This window comes from Pseudomonas sp. PB3P13, from assembly GCF_054897735.1.
On record NZ_CM142702.1, the window covers coordinates 1082799 to 1102372 of the forward strand.

At 56.4% G+C, this 19574-nt stretch carries 23 protein-coding genes and 1 pseudogene; 7 read left to right on the forward strand and 17 right to left on the reverse strand.

Features of this window, described 5'->3' with window-relative positions; translation table 11 throughout:
* Nucleotides 1-9 precede the first annotated feature (9 nt).
* Genes ACYZT1_RS04780 through ACYZT1_RS04790 form a run of 3 tightly spaced genes read right to left on the reverse strand, consistent with a single transcriptional unit; the run spans nucleotide 10 to nucleotide 3414 of the window.
* Nucleotides 10-915: an acyltransferase gene (locus tag ACYZT1_RS04780; RefSeq protein WP_462017900.1), complete on the reverse strand. Its 906-nt coding sequence runs from the start codon at nucleotides 913-915 to the stop codon at nucleotides 10-12.
* Nucleotides 916-3015 carry a phosphate acetyltransferase gene (pta, locus tag ACYZT1_RS04785; protein ID WP_462017901.1) on the reverse strand — a complete coding sequence of 700 codons (2100 nt, stop codon included), beginning with the start codon at nucleotides 3013-3015 and terminating at the stop codon, nucleotides 916-918.
* 60 nt (nucleotides 3016-3075) lie between these two features.
* Nucleotides 3076-3414 (reverse strand): DUF3565 domain-containing protein, encoded by a 339-nt coding sequence (locus ACYZT1_RS04790; protein ID WP_462017902.1) that lies wholly within the window; start codon nucleotides 3412-3414, stop codon nucleotides 3076-3078.
* On the opposite strand from ACYZT1_RS04790, the gene ACYZT1_RS04795 reads away from it, so the two are divergent.
* The 3 genes from ACYZT1_RS04795 (at nucleotide 3383) to ACYZT1_RS04805 (ending at nucleotide 5766) form a co-directional block, all read left to right on the forward strand.
* Nucleotides 3383-3868, forward strand: a complete 486-nt coding sequence (locus ACYZT1_RS04795) for an FKBP-type peptidyl-prolyl cis-trans isomerase (RefSeq protein WP_462017903.1) — start codon at nucleotides 3383-3385, stop codon at nucleotides 3866-3868. The two genes, ACYZT1_RS04790 and ACYZT1_RS04795, sit on opposite strands and share 32 nt — an antisense overlap.
* Nucleotides 3869-3991: 123 nt before the next feature.
* Nucleotides 3992-4474, forward strand: a complete 483-nt coding sequence (locus tag ACYZT1_RS04800) for a glutathione peroxidase (RefSeq protein WP_462017904.1) — start codon at nucleotides 3992-3994, stop codon at nucleotides 4472-4474.
* 188 nt (nucleotides 4475-4662) lie between these two features.
* Nucleotides 4663-5766 carry an NADH:flavin oxidoreductase gene (locus ACYZT1_RS04805; protein WP_462017905.1) on the forward strand — a complete coding sequence of 368 codons (1104 nt, stop codon included), beginning with the start codon at nucleotides 4663-4665 and terminating at the stop codon, nucleotides 5764-5766.
* A gap of 119 nt (nucleotides 5767-5885) precedes the next feature.
* Here ACYZT1_RS04805 and ACYZT1_RS04810 read toward each other — a convergent pair whose 3' ends face one another.
* Both ACYZT1_RS04810 and ACYZT1_RS04815 read right to left on the reverse strand, forming a co-directional pair.
* A complete protein-coding gene (locus ACYZT1_RS04810; protein ID WP_462017906.1) occupies nucleotides 5886-7112 on the reverse strand; it encodes a glycosyltransferase family 4 protein in 1227 nt (408 codons plus the stop codon).
* 40 nt (nucleotides 7113-7152) lie between these two features.
* A pseudogene (locus ACYZT1_RS04815) lies at nucleotides 7153-7374 on the reverse strand (EI24 domain-containing protein); the annotation flags it as partial.
* 324 nt (nucleotides 7375-7698) lie between these two features.
* On the opposite strand from ACYZT1_RS04815, the gene ACYZT1_RS04820 reads away from it, so the two are divergent.
* The 3 genes from ACYZT1_RS04820 to ACYZT1_RS04830 all read left to right on the forward strand — a co-directional run bounded on the left by ACYZT1_RS04820 (nucleotide 7699) and on the right by ACYZT1_RS04830 (nucleotide 10109).
* A complete protein-coding gene (locus ACYZT1_RS04820) occupies nucleotides 7699-8064 on the forward strand; it encodes a helix-turn-helix domain-containing protein (protein WP_462017907.1) in 366 nt (121 codons plus the stop codon).
* An 11-nt stretch (nucleotides 8065-8075) separates the two neighbouring features.
* The gene (locus ACYZT1_RS04825) at nucleotides 8076-8624 is read left to right on the forward strand and encodes an ImmA/IrrE family metallo-endopeptidase (RefSeq protein WP_462017908.1); all 549 of its coding nucleotides are present in this window, start codon (nucleotides 8076-8078) and stop codon (nucleotides 8622-8624) included.
* A 1077-nt stretch (nucleotides 8625-9701) separates the two neighbouring features.
* Nucleotides 9702-10109, forward strand: a complete 408-nt coding sequence (locus ACYZT1_RS04830; RefSeq protein WP_462017909.1) for a hypothetical protein — start codon at nucleotides 9702-9704, stop codon at nucleotides 10107-10109.
* A gap of 107 nt (nucleotides 10110-10216) precedes the next feature.
* Here ACYZT1_RS04830 and ACYZT1_RS04835 read toward each other — a convergent pair whose 3' ends face one another.
* From ACYZT1_RS04835 to ACYZT1_RS04875, 9 genes are all read right to left on the reverse strand, one after another.
* On the reverse strand, nucleotides 10217-10435 hold the full coding sequence (locus ACYZT1_RS04835; RefSeq protein ID WP_462017910.1) for a hypothetical protein: 219 nt from the start codon (nucleotides 10433-10435) through the stop codon (nucleotides 10217-10219).
* Between the two features lie 197 nt (nucleotides 10436-10632).
* On the reverse strand, nucleotides 10633-11853 hold the full coding sequence (arsJ, locus tag ACYZT1_RS04840) for an organoarsenical effux MFS transporter ArsJ (protein WP_462017911.1): 1221 nt from the start codon (nucleotides 11851-11853) through the stop codon (nucleotides 10633-10635).
* 9 nt (nucleotides 11854-11862) lie between these two features.
* Nucleotides 11863-12867 carry an ArsJ-associated glyceraldehyde-3-phosphate dehydrogenase gene (locus ACYZT1_RS04845; protein WP_462017912.1) on the reverse strand — a complete coding sequence of 335 codons (1005 nt, stop codon included), beginning with the start codon at nucleotides 12865-12867 and terminating at the stop codon, nucleotides 11863-11865.
* A 22-nt stretch (nucleotides 12868-12889) separates the two neighbouring features.
* The gene (locus tag ACYZT1_RS04850; protein ID WP_462017913.1) at nucleotides 12890-13402 is read right to left on the reverse strand and encodes a phosphatase domain-containing putative toxin; all 513 of its coding nucleotides are present in this window, start codon (nucleotides 13400-13402) and stop codon (nucleotides 12890-12892) included.
* 12 nt (nucleotides 13403-13414) lie between these two features.
* The gene (gene arsH, locus ACYZT1_RS04855) at nucleotides 13415-14131 is read right to left on the reverse strand and encodes an arsenical resistance protein ArsH (RefSeq protein WP_462017914.1); all 717 of its coding nucleotides are present in this window, start codon (nucleotides 14129-14131) and stop codon (nucleotides 13415-13417) included.
* Nucleotides 14124-15197, reverse strand: a complete 1074-nt coding sequence (arsB, locus tag ACYZT1_RS04860) for an ACR3 family arsenite efflux transporter (protein ID WP_462017915.1) — start codon at nucleotides 15195-15197, stop codon at nucleotides 14124-14126. Before arsB ends, arsH begins: the two co-directional genes overlap by 8 nt.
* A gap of 17 nt (nucleotides 15198-15214) precedes the next feature.
* Nucleotides 15215-15685: an arsenate reductase ArsC gene (locus tag ACYZT1_RS04865; RefSeq protein WP_462017916.1), complete on the reverse strand. Its 471-nt coding sequence runs from the start codon at nucleotides 15683-15685 to the stop codon at nucleotides 15215-15217.
* A 27-nt stretch (nucleotides 15686-15712) separates the two neighbouring features.
* Complete coding sequence (locus ACYZT1_RS04870) at nucleotides 15713-16084, reverse strand: metalloregulator ArsR/SmtB family transcription factor (RefSeq protein ID WP_462017917.1); 372 nt, start codon at nucleotides 16082-16084, stop codon at nucleotides 15713-15715.
* An 8-nt stretch (nucleotides 16085-16092) separates the two neighbouring features.
* Nucleotides 16093-16506: an arsenate reductase ArsC gene (locus ACYZT1_RS04875; protein ID WP_462017918.1), complete on the reverse strand. Its 414-nt coding sequence runs from the start codon at nucleotides 16504-16506 to the stop codon at nucleotides 16093-16095.
* Between the two features lie 264 nt (nucleotides 16507-16770).
* Here ACYZT1_RS04875 and ACYZT1_RS04880 point away from each other — a divergent pair, with 264 nt between their 5' ends.
* Nucleotides 16771-17043, forward strand: a complete 273-nt coding sequence (locus ACYZT1_RS04880; protein WP_462017919.1) for a hypothetical protein — start codon at nucleotides 16771-16773, stop codon at nucleotides 17041-17043.
* A gap of 54 nt (nucleotides 17044-17097) precedes the next feature.
* Here the strand turns inward: ACYZT1_RS04880 and ACYZT1_RS04885 are convergent, their stop codons facing one another.
* From ACYZT1_RS04885 to ACYZT1_RS04895, 3 genes are all read right to left on the reverse strand, one after another.
* A complete protein-coding gene (locus tag ACYZT1_RS04885) occupies nucleotides 17098-18453 on the reverse strand; it encodes an FAD-dependent oxidoreductase (RefSeq protein WP_462017920.1) in 1356 nt (451 codons plus the stop codon).
* 14 nt (nucleotides 18454-18467) lie between these two features.
* The gene (locus tag ACYZT1_RS04890) at nucleotides 18468-18971 is read right to left on the reverse strand and encodes an arsinothricin resistance N-acetyltransferase ArsN1 family A (protein WP_462017921.1); all 504 of its coding nucleotides are present in this window, start codon (nucleotides 18969-18971) and stop codon (nucleotides 18468-18470) included.
* Between the two features lie 64 nt (nucleotides 18972-19035).
* Nucleotides 19036-19533 (reverse strand): MarR family winged helix-turn-helix transcriptional regulator, encoded by a 498-nt coding sequence (locus ACYZT1_RS04895; protein WP_462017922.1) that lies wholly within the window; start codon nucleotides 19531-19533, stop codon nucleotides 19036-19038.
* Nucleotides 19534-19574 lie beyond the last annotated feature (41 nt).

Here is a 19574-nt window from a genome sequence, read left to right on the forward strand (position 1 = left end):
CACAGGGGCTTAGTGTTTGCCTGGATACTCCCGATGCATCTGCTCCATCAGCGCATCCTTGTCTTGCCACAACTGGTTGATCCATCCCTGAAACTGCAATCGATACTCGCCGTCCTGGTCGTAGTTCTTGCCGATAAACGCCGGCGGGATTTTCAGCTCCTGAAAATGCACCACCACGTCCGCAACGTTCCCGCAGAGCAAATCCCAGTACCCCGGACGACCGCCCGGGTAGTGGATCGTCACGTTGACGATCGACTCGAGCTGCTCACCCATCGCGTCCAGTACAAACGCAATGCCGCCAGCCTTGGGTTTGAGCAAATACTTGAACGGTGATTGCTGCTGCGCATGCTTGCCTTCGGTGAAGCGCGTGCCCTCGACGAAATTGAAAATCCCCACCGGATTATTGCGGAACTTCGCGCAGGTCTTGCGTGTGGTTTCGAGGTCTTTGCCTTTTTTCTCCGGGTGTTTTTCGAGGTAGGCCTTGGAGTAGCGCTTCATGAACGGAAAGCCCAGCGCCCACCATGCCAGACCAATCACCGGCACCCAGATCAGCTCTTGCTTGAGGAAGAATTTCAGCGGCTGGATGCGACGATTGAGCACGTACTGCAGCACCATGATGTCGACCCAGCTCTGATGATTGCTGGTGATCAGGTACGAGTGCCGATAATCGAGCCCTTCGAGCCCGGTGAGGTGCCAGCGGGTGCGGCGGACCAGGTTCATCCAGGCCTTGTTATTGCTGATCCAGGCTTCATGAATATGGCTCATCAGCCAGAGCGTGAGACGTTGGGTGAATGCGAAGGGCAGGGCTTTGAAAATCGCCACGCAGAACAGAATCGAGCACAGCAAAATGGTATTCAGTGCCAACAACAGCGAGGCGATCACGCCGCGCACGGGAGCAGGAAGAAAAGCCAGCATTTAGAGTTCCATAGGTCGGTTGGCAGCCTGGATCGCGGTTAACGCGATGGTGTAGACGATGTCATCCACTTGTGCTCCGCGCGGCAGATCGTTCACCGGTTTGCGCAGGCCTTGCAGCATCGGCCCGAGGCTGACGCAGTCGGCGCTGCGTTGCACGGCTTTGTGCGTGGTATTGCCGGTATTCAGGTCGGGGAATACAAACACCGTGGCGCGACCGGCCACCGGGCTGTTCGGCGCCAATTGCCGCGCGACGTTTTCATTGGCGGCGGCGTCGTATTGCAACGGGCCGTCGATCAGCAGCGAATGTTGCTGTTCGTGGGCGAGCAAGGTGGCTTCGCGGACTTTTTCGACCTCTTCACCGCTCGCCGATTCGCCGCTGGAATAACTGATCATCGCCACCCGCGGGGTGATGCCGAATGCGGCCGCCGAGTCGGCACTTTGCAGGGCGATCTCGGCCAGCTCGCTGGCGCTCGGGTGCGGGTTCATCACGCAGTCGCCGTAGACCAGCACTTGCTCGGGGAACAGCATGAAAAAAACGGACGACACCAGCGTGCACCCCGGCGCGGTTTTGATCAGTTGCAAGGCCGGGCGAATGGTGTTCGCCGTTGAATGAATGACCCCGGAGACCAAACCGTCGACCTCGTCCAGCGCAAGCATCATCGTGCCGATCACCACGGTGTCTTCCAGTTGTTGCTCGGCCATCGGCGCATTGAGGCTTTTGGATTTGCGCAGTGCGACCATCGGCTCGACGTAGCGCTCGCGGATCAGGTCCGGATCAAGAATCTCCAGGCCCGGCGGCAGTTCAATATCGTGCGCACGGGCCACCGCTTCGACGTCTGCCGGTCTGGCCAGCAACACGCAACGGGCGATGCCGCGTGCCTGACAGATCGCCGCTGCCTGCACGGTCAGCGGCTCGCTGCCTTCGGGCAGCACGATGCGCTTGTTGGCGGCCTGCGCGCGTTGAATCAACTGGTAGCGGAACACCGCAGGAGACAGGCGCATTTCCCGTGGCGTGCCGCAACGTTGATGCAGCCAGCTGGCGTCGAGATGGCTGGCGACGAAATCGGTGATGATCTCCGCACGCTCGCGGTCGTCGATCGGAATTTCCTTGTTCAAGCCGTTCAACTGGTTGGCCGTGTCGTAGGAACCGGTGCTCACCGACAGCACCGGCAGGCCCGCCTGCAACGCGCCACGACACAGATCCATGATGCGCGGGTCGGGCAGGGTGTCGCTGGTCAGCAACAGGCCGGCCAGCGGCACGCCGTTCATGGCGGCGAGGCTGACGGCGAGGATGATGTCGTCGCGATCGCCAGGCGTCACCACCAGCACGCCGGGCTTGAGCAGCTCGACGGTGTTGCGCATGGTGCGCGCGCAGATGATGATTTTGCTCATGCGGCGGGTTTCATAGTCGCCGGCGTTGAGAATTTGCGCGCCCATCAGATCGGCAACGTCGCGCGTGCGCGGAGCGTTGAGTTCCGGCTGGAACGGGATGCAGCCAAGCAGCTTGAAATCGCCGCTGCGCAGCAAGGGCGAATGCTCCTTCAGCCGCGCTGCGAACGCCTCCATGCTTTCTTCGGTCTTCACCTTGTTGAGAATTACGCCGAGGACCTTTGGATCTTTCGGACCGCCGAACAACTGCGCCTGCAATTCCACGCGGCCGGAAAGTTCGCTGAGCACTTCGTTTTCCGGCGCCGAGACCAGGATCACGTCGGCATCCAGGCTCTTGGCCAAATGCAGATTGACCCGCGCCGCGTAACTGGCGCTTCGTGTCGGGACCATGCCCTCGACAATTAGCACGTCCTTGCCGATGGCGGCTTGCTGATACAACGTGATGATTTCTTCGAGCAGTTCGTCGAGCTGGCCGTCGCCGAGCATGCGCTCGACATGGGCCAGGCCCAACGGCTGAGGCGGTTTCAGACCGTGGGTGCGCGCCACCAGTTCGGTGGAGCGTTCAGGCCCGGTGTCGCCCGGATGCGGCTGCGCGATCGGTTTGAAAAAGCCGACCTTGAGACCGGCCCGTTCGAGGGTGCGCACCAGCCCGAGGCTGATGGAGGTCAGACCCACACCAAAATCGGTGGGCGCGATGAAAAAAGTTTGCATGCGGATTCTCTGAAGGAGCATGGCAATGGTGACAGCCTATGACTGGCCGCCTACCGCGATTCAGTCGCCAAGGTTAGCGCTAACCAAGCCCTGTGCGCACCAACCACAATCAAAGGGCTGGCCTATTTTTTCAAGGCGTTGCGCCGCGTCCAGCACCCAGGCACGAGATTGCCACGGCGGCTGATGACGCAGGTGCTGGGTATGGCCGCAAGACAGCTCGGCAACCCAATGCCCGTCTTCGTCCTGATGAAAACCTGTGACCGTCGTGCCAGGCGCCGCGTTCCGTCTGTCCGGGTTGTGTTCGCTTTCGGACGATTGCTTCGCTAAACTTGGTCTTTCTATATTCTTCTGCAAAAGGTCTCGCCCCATGCTGATCGCCGCCAATAAGGCTGTCTCCATCGACTATACCCTGACCAACGACGCTGGTGAGGTCATCGACAGCTCCGCCGGCGGCGCGCCGCTGGTGTACCTGCAAGGCGCGGGCAACATCATCCCGGGCCTGGAAAAAGCCCTGGAAGGCAAGGCCGTCGGCGACGAGCTGAAGGTTGCCGTTGAACCTGAAGACGCGTACGGCGAATACGCTGCCGAACTGGTCAGCACCCTGAGCCGCAGCATGTTCGAAGGCGTAGACGAGCTGGAAGTGGGCATGCAGTTCCACGCTTCCGCACCGGACGGGCAGATGCAGATCGTGACCATTCGCGACCTGGACGGCGACGATGTCACCGTTGACGGCAACCACCCGTTGGCCGGTCAGCGCCTGAATTTTCAGGTCAAGATCATCGAAATCCGTGATGCCAGCCAGGAAGAAGTCGCTCATGGTCACGTCCATGGCGAAGGTGGCCATCAGCACTGATTTCTGCGCTAAGCTTCGATAGCTGGAGAGGCGCCCGAGGGGCGCCTTTTTTAGTCCACGGCTGTGCCTGGTGAAATCACCAAGAGGCTGTTTTGAGAAGAACACGGGAATTTGGAGTTCGTCATGAGTGCTTTTCACGACCTTAAACTGAAGGCCCTGGATGGTCAGGAGCTGCCTCTTGCGCCTTTCAAGGGGCGCGTCGTGCTGGTGGTCAACGTCGCTTCCAAATGTGGCCTGACCCCACAGTACGCGGCGCTGGAAAATCTTTATCAAAAATACAAAGACCAGGGCTTCAGCGTGCTGGGCCTGCCGTGCAACCAGTTCGCCGGACAGGAGCCGGGCTCCGAGCAGGAAATTGCAGCGTTCTGCAGCCTCAACTATGGCGTGACGTTTCCGTTGTCCAGCAAACTGGAAGTCAACGGTCCTGAGCGTCATCAGTTGTACCGCTTGCTGGCCGGCGAGGGCGCGGAATTCCCGGGTGACATCACCTGGAACTTCGAAAAATTCCTGCTGGGCAAGGACGGTCGCGTGCTCGCGCGATTCTCGCCGCGCACGGCGCCGGATGATCCATTCGTGATCCAGGCGATCGAAAAAGCGCTGAGCTGATATTCCCTTTGTAGGAGCCGCCTTGCTGGCGATCCGGGCAACGCGGCATAGCTGACCGACCGCGTTGTACCAACCGACCGGCGCCTGGAGACTTCTGAACCTTAATCACCGCAATCAATAGTGCTGTTCATCGCTGTCGCCTCCCCATATTATCGCCGTCATAAAGTTATTCCTCGTGGAGCGTCCTCATGCCCGTAAAAGCCCTGTTCAAACCGTTCCAGCTCGGCACGCTCGAACTGCCGACCCGCGTGGTCATGGCGCCGATGACCCGTTCCTTTTCGCCGGGTGGCGTGCCCAACTCCAAAGTGATCGAATACTACCGCCGCCGTGCTGCAGCGGGCGTCGGTTTGATCGTCACCGAGGGCACCACGGTCGACCACAAGGCCTCTAACGGTTATCCAAACGTGCCGCATTTCTATGGTGAGGCCGCGCTGGCGGGCTGGAAGAAAGTCGTCGACGCCGTTCACGCCGAGGGTGGCAAGATCGTGCCGCAACTGTGGCATGTCGGCAGTGTGCGTCGCATTGGCACCGAGCCGGACGCCAGTGTGCCGGGCTACGGTCCGTCGGAAAAACTCAAGGACGGTCAGGTCGTGGTTCACGGCATGAGCAGGGAGGATATCCAGGACGTGATCGCCGCCTTTGCTCAAGCGGCCAAAGACGCCCAAAGCATCGGCATGGATGGTATTGAAATCCACGGTGCACACGGGTACCTCGTGGACCAGTTCTTCTGGGAAGGCAGTAACCAGCGCACCGATGAATACGGCGGCAGCCTGGCCAACCGTTCACGTTTCGCCATTGAACTGATCGAGGCGGTACGCTCAGCGGTTGGCGAAGATTTCCCGATCATCTTCCGTTTTTCACAGTGGAAACAGCAGGATTACACCGCGCGGCTGGTGCAGACGCCGGAAGCGCTGGGTGAGTTCCTCAAACCGTTGTCCGACGCCGGCGTGGATATTTTCCACTGCTCGACGCGGCGTTTCTGGGAGCCGGAGTTCGACGGTTCCGAGCTCAACCTGGCGGGCTGGACGCGCAAGCTGACCGGCAAACCGACCATCACCGTGGGCAGCGTCGGCCTGGACGGCGAGTTTCTGCAGTTTATGGTCAACACTGACAAGATCGCGCAACCGGCGAGCCTGGAAAACCTGCTGGAGCGATTGAACAATGACGAGTTCGATCTGGTGGCGGTAGGGCGTGCGTTGCTGGTCGACCCGGATTGGGCGCAGAAAGTGCGGGATGGTCGTGAGGAAGAGATTCTGCCGTTCAGCCGTGAGGCGTTAATGACGCTGGTTTAAATGGTCGGACCCGGTTCAAATTGTGGCGAGGGGGCTTTTGGCGAAACGTCGCGCCGCCCCGCTCGGTTGCAAAGCAGTCGTGAACCCGGCGCGCATGGGTCCGCTGTTACACGACGGTCTCAGGGCCGCTTTGCGGCCGAGCGGGGCGGTGCGACGGTTCGCCAAGCCCCCTCGCCACGAGGACCGTAGCAAGCCCCGCGCAACTGCCCCTCAAACTGATCGATAATCGTCGCCCAGCCCTGGCGGCTCGCATGTTGCCGCGCATTCAGGCGCACGCAGCGCAGCGTTTCGCGCTCCTCGAGCAACCACACCGCCGCCTCGCAAAACGCCTCCTCATCGCCCGGCATTGCCAGCACGCCGTTGTAGCCATGACGAATGTGCTGGCCCGCCGCGGCCTGATCGTAAGCCACCACGCCCAACCCCGAGGCGAGTGCCTCAAGTACCACATTGCCGAAGGTTTCGGTCAGGCTGGGAAAGAGAAACACATCCCCCGAAGCATAATGACTGGCCAAGGCTTCGCCGCGCTGCGCACCGCAGAAAATCGCTTGCGGTAATTGCTGCTGCAACGCAGCCCGCTGCGGGCCGTCGCCCACCACAATCAGCTTCAGATGACGGTGTGGATAAGTGGCTTGCAGCCGGTCGAAGCAGCGTTTCAGAACACCGAGATTTTTCTCTGGAGCCAGACGTCCTACGTGGATGACGGCGATGTCGTCATCTGCCAGACCCCATTGCTCACGCAGAGATTGCAGGCGCTTGACCGGATTAAACAGCTGGCTGTCGACGCCTCGCGACAACAGCGCCAGACGCTCGAAGTGCCGGCGCTCCAGCTCCATCCGCTGACTGACACTCGGAACCAGCGTCAAGGTCGAGCGATTGTGGAACCAGCGCAAATAATGCGTCAGCAAGCGCGAGAGTAAACTCAGGCCATATTGGCTGGAATACTGCTGGAAGTTGGTATGAAAGCCGCTGACCACCGAAATCCCCAGACGGCGGGCGGCGCGCAGTGCGGACAATCCCAACGGTCCTTCGGTGGCGATGTACAACACGTCCGGGCGATGACGTTGCCAGCGTCGCAACAATTTATGCATCGACGACTGGCCCCATTGCAGGCCCGGATACCCCGGCAGCGGCCAGCCCCGGCACAGCAGCAAATCATCGCTGCTGCCGGACTGCAGGTCGCCACCCTGTCGGGGCCGTACCAGTTCCACCTGATGCCCGCGAGCGCGTAAACCGTCGCACAAGCGGCCGAGGGTATTGGCCACGCCGTTGATTTCGGGAGGGAATGTTTCGGTGATCAGGGTGATATGCAGAGCTGTCGTCATGACCTCAGTGTCGGCTGAGGCCATTTCGTCGTTGTGACGGGCAGATGATGGATTTGTGACGGGCTCAGCGCTGGGTCACCAGATTTTCCGCACCGCGCTCACGAACCCAGAACAGCGTCGCGCCCGCCACGGCCGCCGGCATCATCAGAATGTTCACGACCGGGATCAGCAACACCAGGTAAACACTGCCGCCAAAGCTCATGCTCTGCCAGCGCTTTTCCCGCAGCCAGGCGAGCATCTCGTTCCAGCCCAGCTTGTGGTTGTCTGCCGGGTAGTCGATGTACTGATAAACCTGAGGCACCGTCTGCAAGCCGGCGAAATCAATGCCCTTTCCCAAGGGAATGAATGGGAAATGTATCAGGCATATGGAGGTTCCGAAAGGCCTTTTATGGCGCGTCGTGCTAGCCAGTTTGCGTGGGTTATCCTGCTTCGCGATGACCCCGGTTCCCGAGTGAACTCAGTCTGGATCGGAGCAAAATTTTTACGGTCGTATGTCTAGATTGGGATAGCAGAAGGCAAAAATCGTTCTATCTCAAGGTTGCATAGTTAACCTTGGCGGGTTAATATTTTTTCCAGATCGGTCATAGAACCGTCTAAGGGGACGCACAGCATGTTTACAGAATTTGGAAAACTCATCAGGAAAGCCCGGATTGATCGCGGTCTGCTGCTGAAGGATATGGCTGAAGGTCTCGGTGTAAGTTCTGCATATTTGTCTGCAGTAGAGACCGGCAAGAAAACTGTATCGGACGACCTAACTCGTAAGGTGGCCAGCTATCTTGGAGTGTCCCTAGACTCGCCAGAGTTCAGAGAGATCGAAGACTCAGCTCAGATCAGCAGGGGCCAGATCGCCTTGGAGGTTAGGGATCTTTCTCAGAAGCACCAAGAAACAGCTCTAGCTTTCGCTAGACAGTTTGGGGAAATGAAGTCAACGGAACTGGACAAGCTTCTGGCTCTTTTGCAGAAGTCCGAGAAGTAGGAGGCGAATCAATGAGCGGCCCTTCATGTGAAGTGCCACCTCGTAGCCAAGACAGCGTTTTCGGGGTGGCTATGGCGGTAAGGCGAGAGTTGGGGATCCAGACCGACGCCTTCCCCATTGCGGAAGTCTTAGAGTTTGCAATGCCTCAGGCGTTTACAGGGTTCGCCTTGGAAGTGGCTGAGATGCATGAAATGGGCCCCAACCATGGCCTCACTATCCCTGCGGAGAATGTCATTCGTTTGCGAATAGATGTTTATGACGGGATGGTGGAAGGCAGGGGGCGAGATCGTTTTACTGCTTCGCATGAGCTAGGGCATTACTTAATGCATCGCAATGTGCGAATTCAGTTCCACAGAGCAGAACATGGCCAGCTTCCTGCCTATAAAGACAGTGAGTGGCAGGCTAACCGATTCGCCGGGGCACTACTGATGCCCAGCGACAAGATGATTACCTGTCGAAGCCTCGAGGAGGTCGTAGAGAGGTTTAAGGTGTCGCGGGATGCCGCTGAAGTACATAACAGGATTCTTGCTAAGAAGAATCTTATGAGAATTTTGGGCTAAGTCGGAGTTGCAGCTCCGATCAGCCCTGCGAGTTTAAGGGGAGAAACTCGCGCTTGCGGACGTCAATCTGCGAACGGAAGATTAGTCATTTCTCAGCAGAATGCAAGAAAAAATCCCCTCCCCTAAGGAGGTGAAGATGGCTAATGCCCAAAAAACCGGCCCCTAAAGGGTTCCGCTGGGTGTGCTGCCGATACCGCCGAGTAAAGAACTCGGATCGAGTACTGGATGCCCACGAGTACGGTCATGAAGCATGGTGCTTCTTGGTCCGCGCTTAACAGCGTGCCCTTGCAATACCCCATCCGTGGACTAGTCGTGGATGGGGCCACCTTATGCGCAAGTTAAATCTGTTCTCACGGGAGACTGATATGAGTAATGCCACTAAGCGCGGCCGGGATTCGGGAAGCGGACGCTTTATCACTATTGAAGAAGCTAAGCGTCGACCAAAGACCACTACGGTCGAAACAATCAAACCTCCACCCAAGAAGAAGTAGCCTAGGACGGGGGCAGCATTTCTGTTCTTTCACGCATAGAAACACCCCAGGTTTATGCACAGGCAGTGCGTTGCAATCGCCCCTCAAAACGCATTATCTTGTAGCACGGCCGAAAAAAAACCCTACATGTAGGGATCTGCCGTAGAAAGATGACCTTATAGGTCTGTAGAAGGGAAAAGCTTGCGAATGGTCACGCGAAGTTTGGCGACAGAACGTGATCCACCCGCACCACCCCCGATACACCCGTTTCGAAAACGCATGAATCTGGGCAGGCGGTTATTAAGCCAACAGCGTGACCGTCACGTCAACAACACTTTGAGTGTACGTTGTCACGCCCAGAGGATTGCATCACAGCAATCACTCTATAGGCTCGACCTACCATGGCCCGACGTTATCGCAACCGCTCGTCATCTCAACGCACTAAAAGTGTATTTGTTCACGATTACCCCCGCTGGCGGTTTGGCCGGTGGGAGCACGTGCGGCAACATTTCCGTAGCCTGCCGTTCCAGTATGTGCTCGATTTGTAATCGTTAAGCGAATCACCAACTTGGTTCAGGTTGGTGATTCCACTTTCAAGGACGTCAGCATGAAGACACCTACAGACCTCAAAGTCCTTAGCACCATCTATACGCTCTACTACGAAGAGTTCAAGAATCACTCAGCCGAGCCAGGCATCGAGAATGGTCGAGAGACGAAAATCTTTGTGCCCATCGACTGCAAGATGATCGCAAAGGAATTGGATGTCGACGGTGACATCGTGTACGGCAGGCTCTACTACCATTTGGAGCAAAAGCACGGCTACAACAAAAGCGACGGTAGCAACGTGGCTTTCTTTTCAATGATGGTTGGGTCGGACAGACACTGCGTCAATTTCCCCCTACTCGCATCAGTCCTAGCGGGGCTTCAAGAGGAAAGCAGCAAGTTTCAATTGGCGACATGGCTATCCACTTTTGCCATTGTGATATCCATCGCGGGCCTCGCGCTCGGCAGATAACCAAACCATCTCTAAGCAGTAAACCACTATCTACAGATCCAAGGCCCTACCCGCAAGAACAGTACAATGTAACCACTAAGCATTCATAGGCTGGGGGCACTCTTCGCCTACGACTGCCGTAGTCTCATGATGGCGTCTGTAATCGCATGTGCATTCGAATCCAACGTTTCCATGGCTGCCGTAGCGTTTGCGGCAACACTCCCCACTCCATTTTCTGATAGCCACTTGGTAACTTCATCTATAGCAGCCCCTATGGCGTGCTGGTTGTGCAGGAGCAAGGTCAGTGCGTCCGCTGTGGCGATGTTGGTTTCTGAGTTGCTTGGCATGGGTCTCTTCCTTGAGTAGTCGGTGCGGAAAGACTAGCTGACCCTGACGCTGGCCGGAGCAACTTCTCCAGATCGGCTGACGTCTAGGTAATTGCACTGACTTGACCACTCATTTGCAATCGACCTGACCAGCCATTTGCACCGTGCTTGGCCCGCACACTTAGCCAGCATGACCGGCAGTGAACGACCAGAAGCGGTCATTCACTAGACGCATGGCGAGGTAGTGCAATTGAAATCAAAGCTGCAAGCAGCACGAATGCACTAGATATCCATAAGCACGCGCCCAACCCATACACCTGATAGACCCAGCCAGAGAGGACGGTGCCGATTAGCCGTCCCATGGCATTCGACATGTAATAAAAGCCTACATCGAGCGACACGCCATCTTCCTTGGCGTATGAGACGATCAGGTAGCTGTGCAGCGAAGAATTCACAGCGAATAGCGCTCCAAAGACCAGTAATCCTCCGAGCAAAACTACCTGCTCAGACATTCCTGTATTCATTCCAAAAGCAATTGCCGCCGGCAATCCCGCCAGAGCGAGTGCCCACCACAAGGCTACTCGGCCGTCCGGCACACGGCCGTGTTTTTTGCCAGTTATGTTGGGCGCCAAAGACTGCACAATGCCGTAGCCAATCACCCAGACTGCAAGGAAACCGCCGACTTTCCAGAAGTCCCAGCCAAATACACTGCTCAGGTACACCGGCAGGGCCACTACGAACCAGACATCGCGGGCACCGAACAGAAACATCCGCGCCGCTGAGAGGATATTGATCGCCCGGCTCTTGGACAGGATGTCACGAAACTTGGGTTTAGCTTTTGCCTTGCCCAAATCCTTCTTCAACAGAATCACGCTGCTGATCCAGATCAGCGCCAAGACACTCGCCATGGCCAACAAGGAACCCTTGAAGCCGATCAATGCAAGCAAGGCACCGCCGAGAAAGAAGCCAACCCCTTTGAGTGCGTTTTTCGAACCGGTGAGGATCGCCACCCACTTGTACAGCTGCCCCTGCTCACCATCCGGGACCAGCAGTTTGATGGAGCTTTTGGCACTCATCTTATTCAGGTCTTTGGCAATCCCGGACAATGCCTGAGCGCCCATCACCCATGGGATGGTCAGCCAGGCTACCGGAACCGTCAGCATTAGCAGTGCTGCGACCTGAATGCCCAGCCCGATGTTCATGGTCCTGTTCAGCCCTAGCCGGGCGCCGAGGTAGCCACCCACCAAGTTGGTGATCACGCCGAAGATCTCGTAGAACAGAAACAACGCCGCGATTTGCAGTGGGCTGTAGCCCAACGCGTGAAAGTGCAGCACCACCAACATGCGCAGGGCGCCGTCGGTGAGGGTGAAGGCCCAGTAGTTGCCCGTAACGAGCAGGTACTGCCGCACTTCCGGAGCGAGGGCTGACAACGCTTTCATAACCGCTCCTTAAACTGCCAGACCAACCATTTTAGCCAGCTCGACGGTACGGTTGGCGTAACCCCATTCGTTGTCGTACCAGGCGTAAAGTTTGACTTGGGTGCCATTGATGACCATGGTCGACAGCGCATCGATGATTGATGAACGTGGGTCGGTACGGTAGTCGATGGACACCAGTGGACGTGTCTCGAAACCGAGGATGTCTTTTAGCTCGTTCTCGGAAGCCTCCTTGAGTAGTTGATTCACCTCCTCGACAGTGGTGGCCCGCTCGACTTCAAAGACGCAGTCCGTCAACGAAGCGTTGGCCAGCGGCACCCGTACAGCGTGACCATTGAGGCGTCCCCGCAGCTCCGGGAAGATTTCCGCAATGGCGGTGGCCGAACCAGTACTGGTAGGAATGAGGCTCATGCCCGATGCGCGTGCTCGACGCAGATCCTTGTGGGGCTGATCAAGGATGCTTTGGGTGTTGGTCAGGTCGTGGATGGTTGTGATCGAACCGTGGCGAATGCCCAGTTTTTCGTGGATGACTTTCACTACTGGCGCCAAGCAGTTGGTCGTGCAGGAGGCGGCGGTAACAATGCGATGTTCCGATGCATTGAACAGGTGCTGGTTAACGCCCATCACCACGTTCAAGGCGCCTTGTTCTTTGACCGGCGCACAGACCACCACGCGCTTCACGCCTTGGTCGAGGTAAGCCTGAAGCACAGCGACGCTCTTCATCTTGCCGCTGGCTTCGATCACCAGATCGCAACCCGACCAGTCGGTATCGGCAATCGCCTTGTTAGCGGTGACCTTGATACGCTTGCCGCCTACCACTACATGTTCGCCATCAGCGCTGGCTTCGTTTTGCCAACGACCATGCACAGAGTCGAAGTTGATCAGGTGTGCATGGGTTACTGCATCGCCTGCAGGATCATTGATGTGCACGAACTCAAACTCCGGCCAGCTCCAAGCTGCTCGCAGCGCGAGGCGACCGATCCGACCAAAACCATTGATGCCAACTTTGATAGTCATGTTCTTGTGCTCGTATCTGGAGTCAGTGGGAGTTCGACTGGGTGTCGAACTGGCCGATGTATTCAATGTGAGAAGGATGTTGAATCGCGCGTGGACGCAGCGACTGAACATCGCGAATGGCATCGCTAAACGACACGCCACTCTCAATCAACAGTTGAGCTGCGATCAAACCTGTACGGCCCGAACCGCCCTTGCAATGGATGGCAATAGTTTTTCCTTCGGCTACTAATTGCTTGAGACGCGGATGGTGCTGCTCCCAGGCAGCTTTGAATGCTTCGCCAGGCGCTTGATCGTCTTCAACTGGCAGGTGAAACCACTCAATGCCAAGCATTTGGCATTCTTCGGGCAGCAGGTCGATCTCGTTCTGAAGCAACTCCTCGGTCGGCATCAGCGTCAGCAACGCCGATGCCCCTGCGTCCTTTAGGGTCTGCAACGCCTCGAAAGGTCGGGTGCCCTTCGTGCCTGGGCACGGGGTGAAGATCAATTGGCCATTGAACTGTGCCAGCGGCAGTACGGAATATGGGTGTTGTTGCACGTTGAAAGATCCTCAGATGGAGCGCTGATTGACACGTTTCATGAGTTCTTCCGCCGACTCCTTGCGCTCGGAATAACGATCAACCAAGTAGTCCTGACGGTCGCGAAGCAGCAGCGTGAATTTCACCAACTCTTCCATCACATCAACGACACGGTCGTAGAACGGAGAAGGCTTCATCCGACCGTTGTCGTCGAATTCCATATAGGCCTTCGGCACGGAGGATTGGTTGGGGATGGTGAACATGCGCATCCAACGTCCCAGCACTCGCAGCTGATTGACCACGTTGAACGACTGCGAGCCACCGCACACCTGCATGACGGCAAGAGTTTTGCCCTGGGTCGGGCGTACCGCGCCCATGGCCAGCGGCACCCAGTCGATCTGTGCCTTGAACACTGCGCTCATGGAACCGTGACGTTCTGGAGAACACCACACCTGCCCTTCAGACCACAACATCAGTTCGCGCAGCTCCTTCACACGGGGATGATTGTCCGGGGCGTCATCGGGCAGCGGCAAACCTGAGGGATTAAAAATCCGCGCCTCGGCGCCGAAGTGCTCCAGCAACCGAGCGGCCTCTTCGACCATCAGGCGACTGAAGGAGCGCTCACGGGTCGATCCGTACAGCAGCAAAATGCGCGGCTTGTGGGTGGAGGTGTTTCCGATACCGAGCTTGTCCGCCGATGGGAGATCGGCCAATTCGGTATCGAGTTGGGGGATGTGGTCATCAAACATAGTCTTTGTCCTGCGCCATGGCGCTCTTGGATTCATCGAACCAGCGGCGTTTCAACCAGAGAGCCACACCGACCAGAGCAATCAACACCGGCACTTCCACCAACGGGCCAATTACCGTTGCGAAAGCGACCGGGGACGAAAGGCCGAAGGTGGCGATGGCCACGGCAATCGCCAATTCGAAATTGTTGCTCGCGGCCGTGAAAGCCAGTGCAGTGGTGCGTGGGTAATCAGCATTGAGCAATTTGCCCATCCAGAAGCTGATGAAAAACATAACGACAAAGTAGATAGTCAGAGGAATTGCAATTCGCACTACATCTAGCGGCAATTGCAGCACCACATCACCCTTGAGGCTGAACATGGCCACGATGGTCAGCAGCAGTGCAACCAGCGTGAGCGGACTGATTTTTGGAATGAAGCGATCCTGAAACCAGGCCTCACCTTTTCGGCCGATAAGGATCTTGCGAGTCAGGAAGCCCGCCAGGAACGGCACCCCCAGATAGATCAGAACCGATTCGGCAATAGTGACAAAGCTGATCTCGATCACACTGCCTTCCAGTCCGAACAGCGGCGGCAGCAGTCCAAGGAAGACCCAGGCATAAACGCTGAAAAACAGGATCTGGAAGATGCTGTTGAACGCCACCAGCCCGGCGACATATTGATTGTTGCCACCTGCGATCTGATTCCAGACCAGTACCATCGCGATGCAACGCGCCAAGCCGATCAGGATCAGGCCCGTCATGTATTCCGGCTGGTCCCGCAAAAAGATGATCGCCAGTGCGAACATCAACACCGGGCCGATGACCCAGTTCTGGACCAAAGACAAAACGAGGATGCGCTTGTCCTTGAAGACTTCCGGCAGTTCTTCATAACGAACCTTGGCCAGAGGCGGATACATCATCACGATCAAGCCGATAGCGATGGGGATGTTGGTTGTGCCCACAGAAAGACTGTTGAGCCACTGCGGCCAGCCTTCGAACAGGCTCCCCAAACCGATGCCCAAGGCCATGGCGAGAAAAATCCACAGGGTCAGGTATCGGTCCAGGAAGGAAAGGCGGCTTTTACTCATGATCATTGCTCCTGTGGTTACAGCGTGCCAATCAGGGCTAGCTCTGCCTTGAGCTGTTCGGCACTCAGTTGGGAAAGCGGTAATGCCAAGAAGGCTTCAATACGGGTTTTGATCTGCTCCAAAGTGGCTCCAAAAGCTGCCTCGATCTCTTCTTGAGTCCCGTGGTATTCCGAAGGGTCAGCCAGCCCCCAGTGGGCCTTAACGGCCGGCCCAAAAAATACCGGACAAGCCTCACCCGCAGCCTTGTCGCACACCGTGATGACGAAATCAGGCGCCAGATTCACATGGACATCGCTGGACTTACTGAACAATCCGTCTGTCGAAATACCAGCTATCTCCAACGTTTTTAGACTCAGCGGATGCACTTCGCCTTTGGGCTGACTGCCAGCGCTGTAGGCTTTCATGCCTTCCGGTGCCAAGTGATTGAAGGCTGCTTCACAAAGGATGCTGCGGCAGCTATTGGCAGTGCAGAGGAACAGGATTTTCATCGAGCGATCTCGTAGTCGAAGGCGGAATCAGGCGGTTTTGCTGTCACAGCACACGGCTGCCCGTTCAGGGCGGTCACCCATTTCATCAAGGCGTTTGGCATCAGGGCTTAACCAGTGCTTGTTGCTTTCGAGTGCGGTGGTCAGCACTTTATGGACCCAATCTGGGAGATTCGGGTGCAGTCGGTAATACACCCATTGGCCTTGCCGACGGTCAGACAGCAGGCCACAGGTTCGCAATTGCGCCAGGTGCCTGGAGATCTTAGGCTGGCTTTCGTTCAGCGCGCAGGTCAGCTCGCAAACACATAGCTCTTGTTCACGGGTGATGAGCAGCATGGTGCGGACACGAGTGTCGTCAGCCAAGCATTTGAAAACGGTGGTCGGTGTCAGATGGTCAGCCATATTGATTCTCAGCGTTTGGTTTTCACCAAGACGAACATTTTGATGCGCTCATGAATTTCATGGAGCATGTGGCGAAATGCGTCGGGCTTGGTGCTCGCGACTGGATCCTCAAAACTCCAAGCCAATACCTCGCCAGCACCCGGTAAGGATTGGCACTCCGCTGATGCTTTATCGCACAACGTGATGACGAAATCGAAACGCTCACCCCGGAACTCGTTGATCGACTTACTACGCATCCCTTCTGTACTCACCCCAAGGTGGGAGAGCGCGTCAATGGTACGTGGATCGACCCGGGTGGGAGCGGTGCCGGCGCTGAACGCCTCGAAATGCTCTGAATCGGTATGCCTCAACAAAGCTTGTGCCAACTGCGAACGGGCAGCGTTGGCAGTACAAACGAACAAAACGCGGGTTTTGCTGGCCATCGTGAAGATCTCACCTAACATACGGTTTACCAAATATATGGTTTTATGCATGCGAGGTAAAGACAGACGCCATAGAAAAGCCCGTAAAAATCAGTTCTTACCGCGACGCCTCTCTGGAAACCCCTATTTTACGGAGTAAATCGAACATTTTTAGCTGGGCTCAATAAATATATTTGGACAAGCGTATATGCGGATATTGTAATAACTTTGTCACACACTTGGAGGTAGCCTCAGTCCCGATCCAGCCAACCAGGAGCCAGGATGATGAAAAAACTGACAATCACCGCCGCCTTACTGACCAGCTTGTTTGCAGGCGTCAGCTTCGCGAGCCAGTACGACAAGCCCGGATTTTTCACTAAAGTAGAAGACGGCCGCCTTTGGGTCTTTTATTCAGGCTCAGAACAATTGAGGGAATTCAAAGCTCATGGTGAGCCGGCCAAGCAGTACACGGAAATTGGTGCGGGTCCAGAGGGGATGACCGTTAAGTCTGGAGACGAAAAGGCGCTCAAAGACTATTTGAGTAGGGTTAAGAAATAAGACAGCTACCCTGATCCACCCCTGAAACAAGGGGTGGAGAACGGTGAATGGACGCTAGTTTTTGCAGCAACCGGGCGAGGCATGAGGTGCGGCCTCGGCGAGTTCTCCTCTGACTCCACAGCACGAGGTTTGGCCTGGCGAAGCCTCCAAACGATCATCGGTCTCATCGAAATCCGAGTTACAAATGCCAGTCTTTGGGAGCACCAATTCAACCCGTTTGGCCGCATCCCAATCGCCCGCCAATGCCGCGACGACAGACCGAACCTGCTCATATCCTGTCATCAACAAGAACGTAGGCGCGCGGCCATAGCTCTTCACTCCCACAATGAACAAACCTTCCTCTGGATGTTTCAGTTCTACCGCGCCATGGGGCCTGACCGTGCCACAGCTGTGTTCGTTGGGGTCAATCATTGGAGCGAGCAACACGGCACTTTGAGTCGCGGGATCAAGTGCGATACGTAGCTCGCTGAGCAGGCTCATGTCAGGACGGAATCCAGTTGCTACGATGATTTCATCCACAGGCGGGAGTAAATGCTCTCCCGCCTTCACGACCAATCCCTGGCCATTGCCCACAACCTGATCGATAGCGACGTTTTTGAACAGCTCGATCACGCCGTCGTTCAGCAATTGGCGAATCTTCAGGCCGAGCTTTCCGCGCTCTTCCAACTGATCATTCGCACCACCACCCAGAATGCGCTCAAGAGAATTACCCCGGATCGCCCATAGCACTTTGGTTTGCGGTGCCTCCTGAATCAGACGCACCAGATCCTGCAGAGCGTTGAAGGCGGAATGACCACCACCCACCACCAGAACTCTTTTATTGGCATAGCGATTCCGGGCATTGCCCAATACCTGCGGAATGCCATAGGCGATGTGTGCTGCGTGCTTATTCTCGCCCAAGGCAGGAATGCCATGGCCCCCCATCCAGCTCGGTGTCAGGTAGGTGCCCGAGGCATCAATGACAGCACTGGCCAGCACGTCTTGTTCACCTGTCGGCCCGGCTACCCGCAACAAAAATGGAGCTGCCGACCTGCCTTGGGTTTTCATCACATCCTGACCGACGCGAGTGACGACCAACACACGGGTATTAAGCTGCAAGTGACGCTTCATTTGCTCCAAGCCCGCAAGTGGCCGAACGAAACGATCCAGCAGTTCACGACCCGTTGGATACTCGTCCTCCGGTGGTGGAGTCCAACCATCGGCAAGTAAAAGCCTTGCTGCCTCCTTGTCTACGTTGAACTGCCACGGAGAGAACATCTTCACATGCGCCCATTCTTCAATGCTGGCCCCAGCTACTGGACCAGCTTCCAGGATCAACGGAGTGATCCCTCGGGCCAGTAAGTGAGCGGCGGCGGCCAAGCCCACTGGGCCCGCTCCAATTATGGCTACGGGAAGGTGAGTGTTATCCATGATCAACTCCTTCTTCAGGCTGGCTGATTGTTCGGGAACAGGCGCTCGACAATCGCGCAGTCAAGCCAGCGTCCTTCTAGACAGGCGTGTTTTTCATACACACCCACTTCGCGGAAACCGCAGGCTTCGCACAATGCGAGGCTGGCGTGATTGAAGGTAAAAATGCGTGAAAGGATTTTCCAGAATCCGCGAACTTCGGCTTCTGTCAGCAGCGACTGAAGTAACTGCTTGCCGAGCCCCTGCCCGCGAACAGTGCGATCGAGGTAAATGGAAAAGTCCGCAATGCCGTCGTAACAGGCACGAGCGCGATAGCTACTGAGTCCTGCCCATCCAACAACCTGGTTCGTCTCATCAACCATGACCAACACTGGATAGCGTTCCATTGAGTTGATGCGATCAACCATGTCTGCCGGGCTTCGAGGAGTCGTTTCAAACGTAGAGCTTCGCTCCTCGATCCCTTGGTTGTAGATGGCTGCTATTGAAATAGTATCGTTAGGTTCAGCTAAACGAACTCGCATTGTTGGAGCCCCATTACGTTGGTAGTAACAACATTGTTGGCAAAAAAAGGAAACTCTTCCCTTTTTAATCCTTGCTCATCACGGCTGGGCAGCACTCAGTCACGAGCCCACAGCGAATCTCCGTGGCCCTTGTAATCTGCCTGAGCAAACTCAGCGCTCCCTGCCTGGCTTCGGGTGAGAGGTTTTCGATCATCGCTCGTTCCTCAGCAATCAGGTCAGTTCTGATCTTTGCGTATAACTCACGACCGGCATCAGTCGCCTGAATTCGTACCGCTCGCCGATCTTCATCATCCTCAACCCGGGACACATACCCTTTGCGCTCCAGGGTATCAATCACTCGACTCGCCGTGCTCTTGTCCAAGAACATTTCTTCTGCCAAGACCTGAAGTCGCAGCGCGCCTTTTTTGACCAGTGTTTCGACGGCGTAACACTGGGTCACAGACACGTCGTAACAGCAGATCCGATCTCGATCACGGAACTGATAGACGCGAACCAGCTGGTTCAACGCCTCGTACAGGTCCTCGGAATCCTGAGTCAGCTGATCGTTTTTACCCTTCGTCATAACCGTCACAATTTAGTTGTTAGCTGCAACAGTAATCCTGA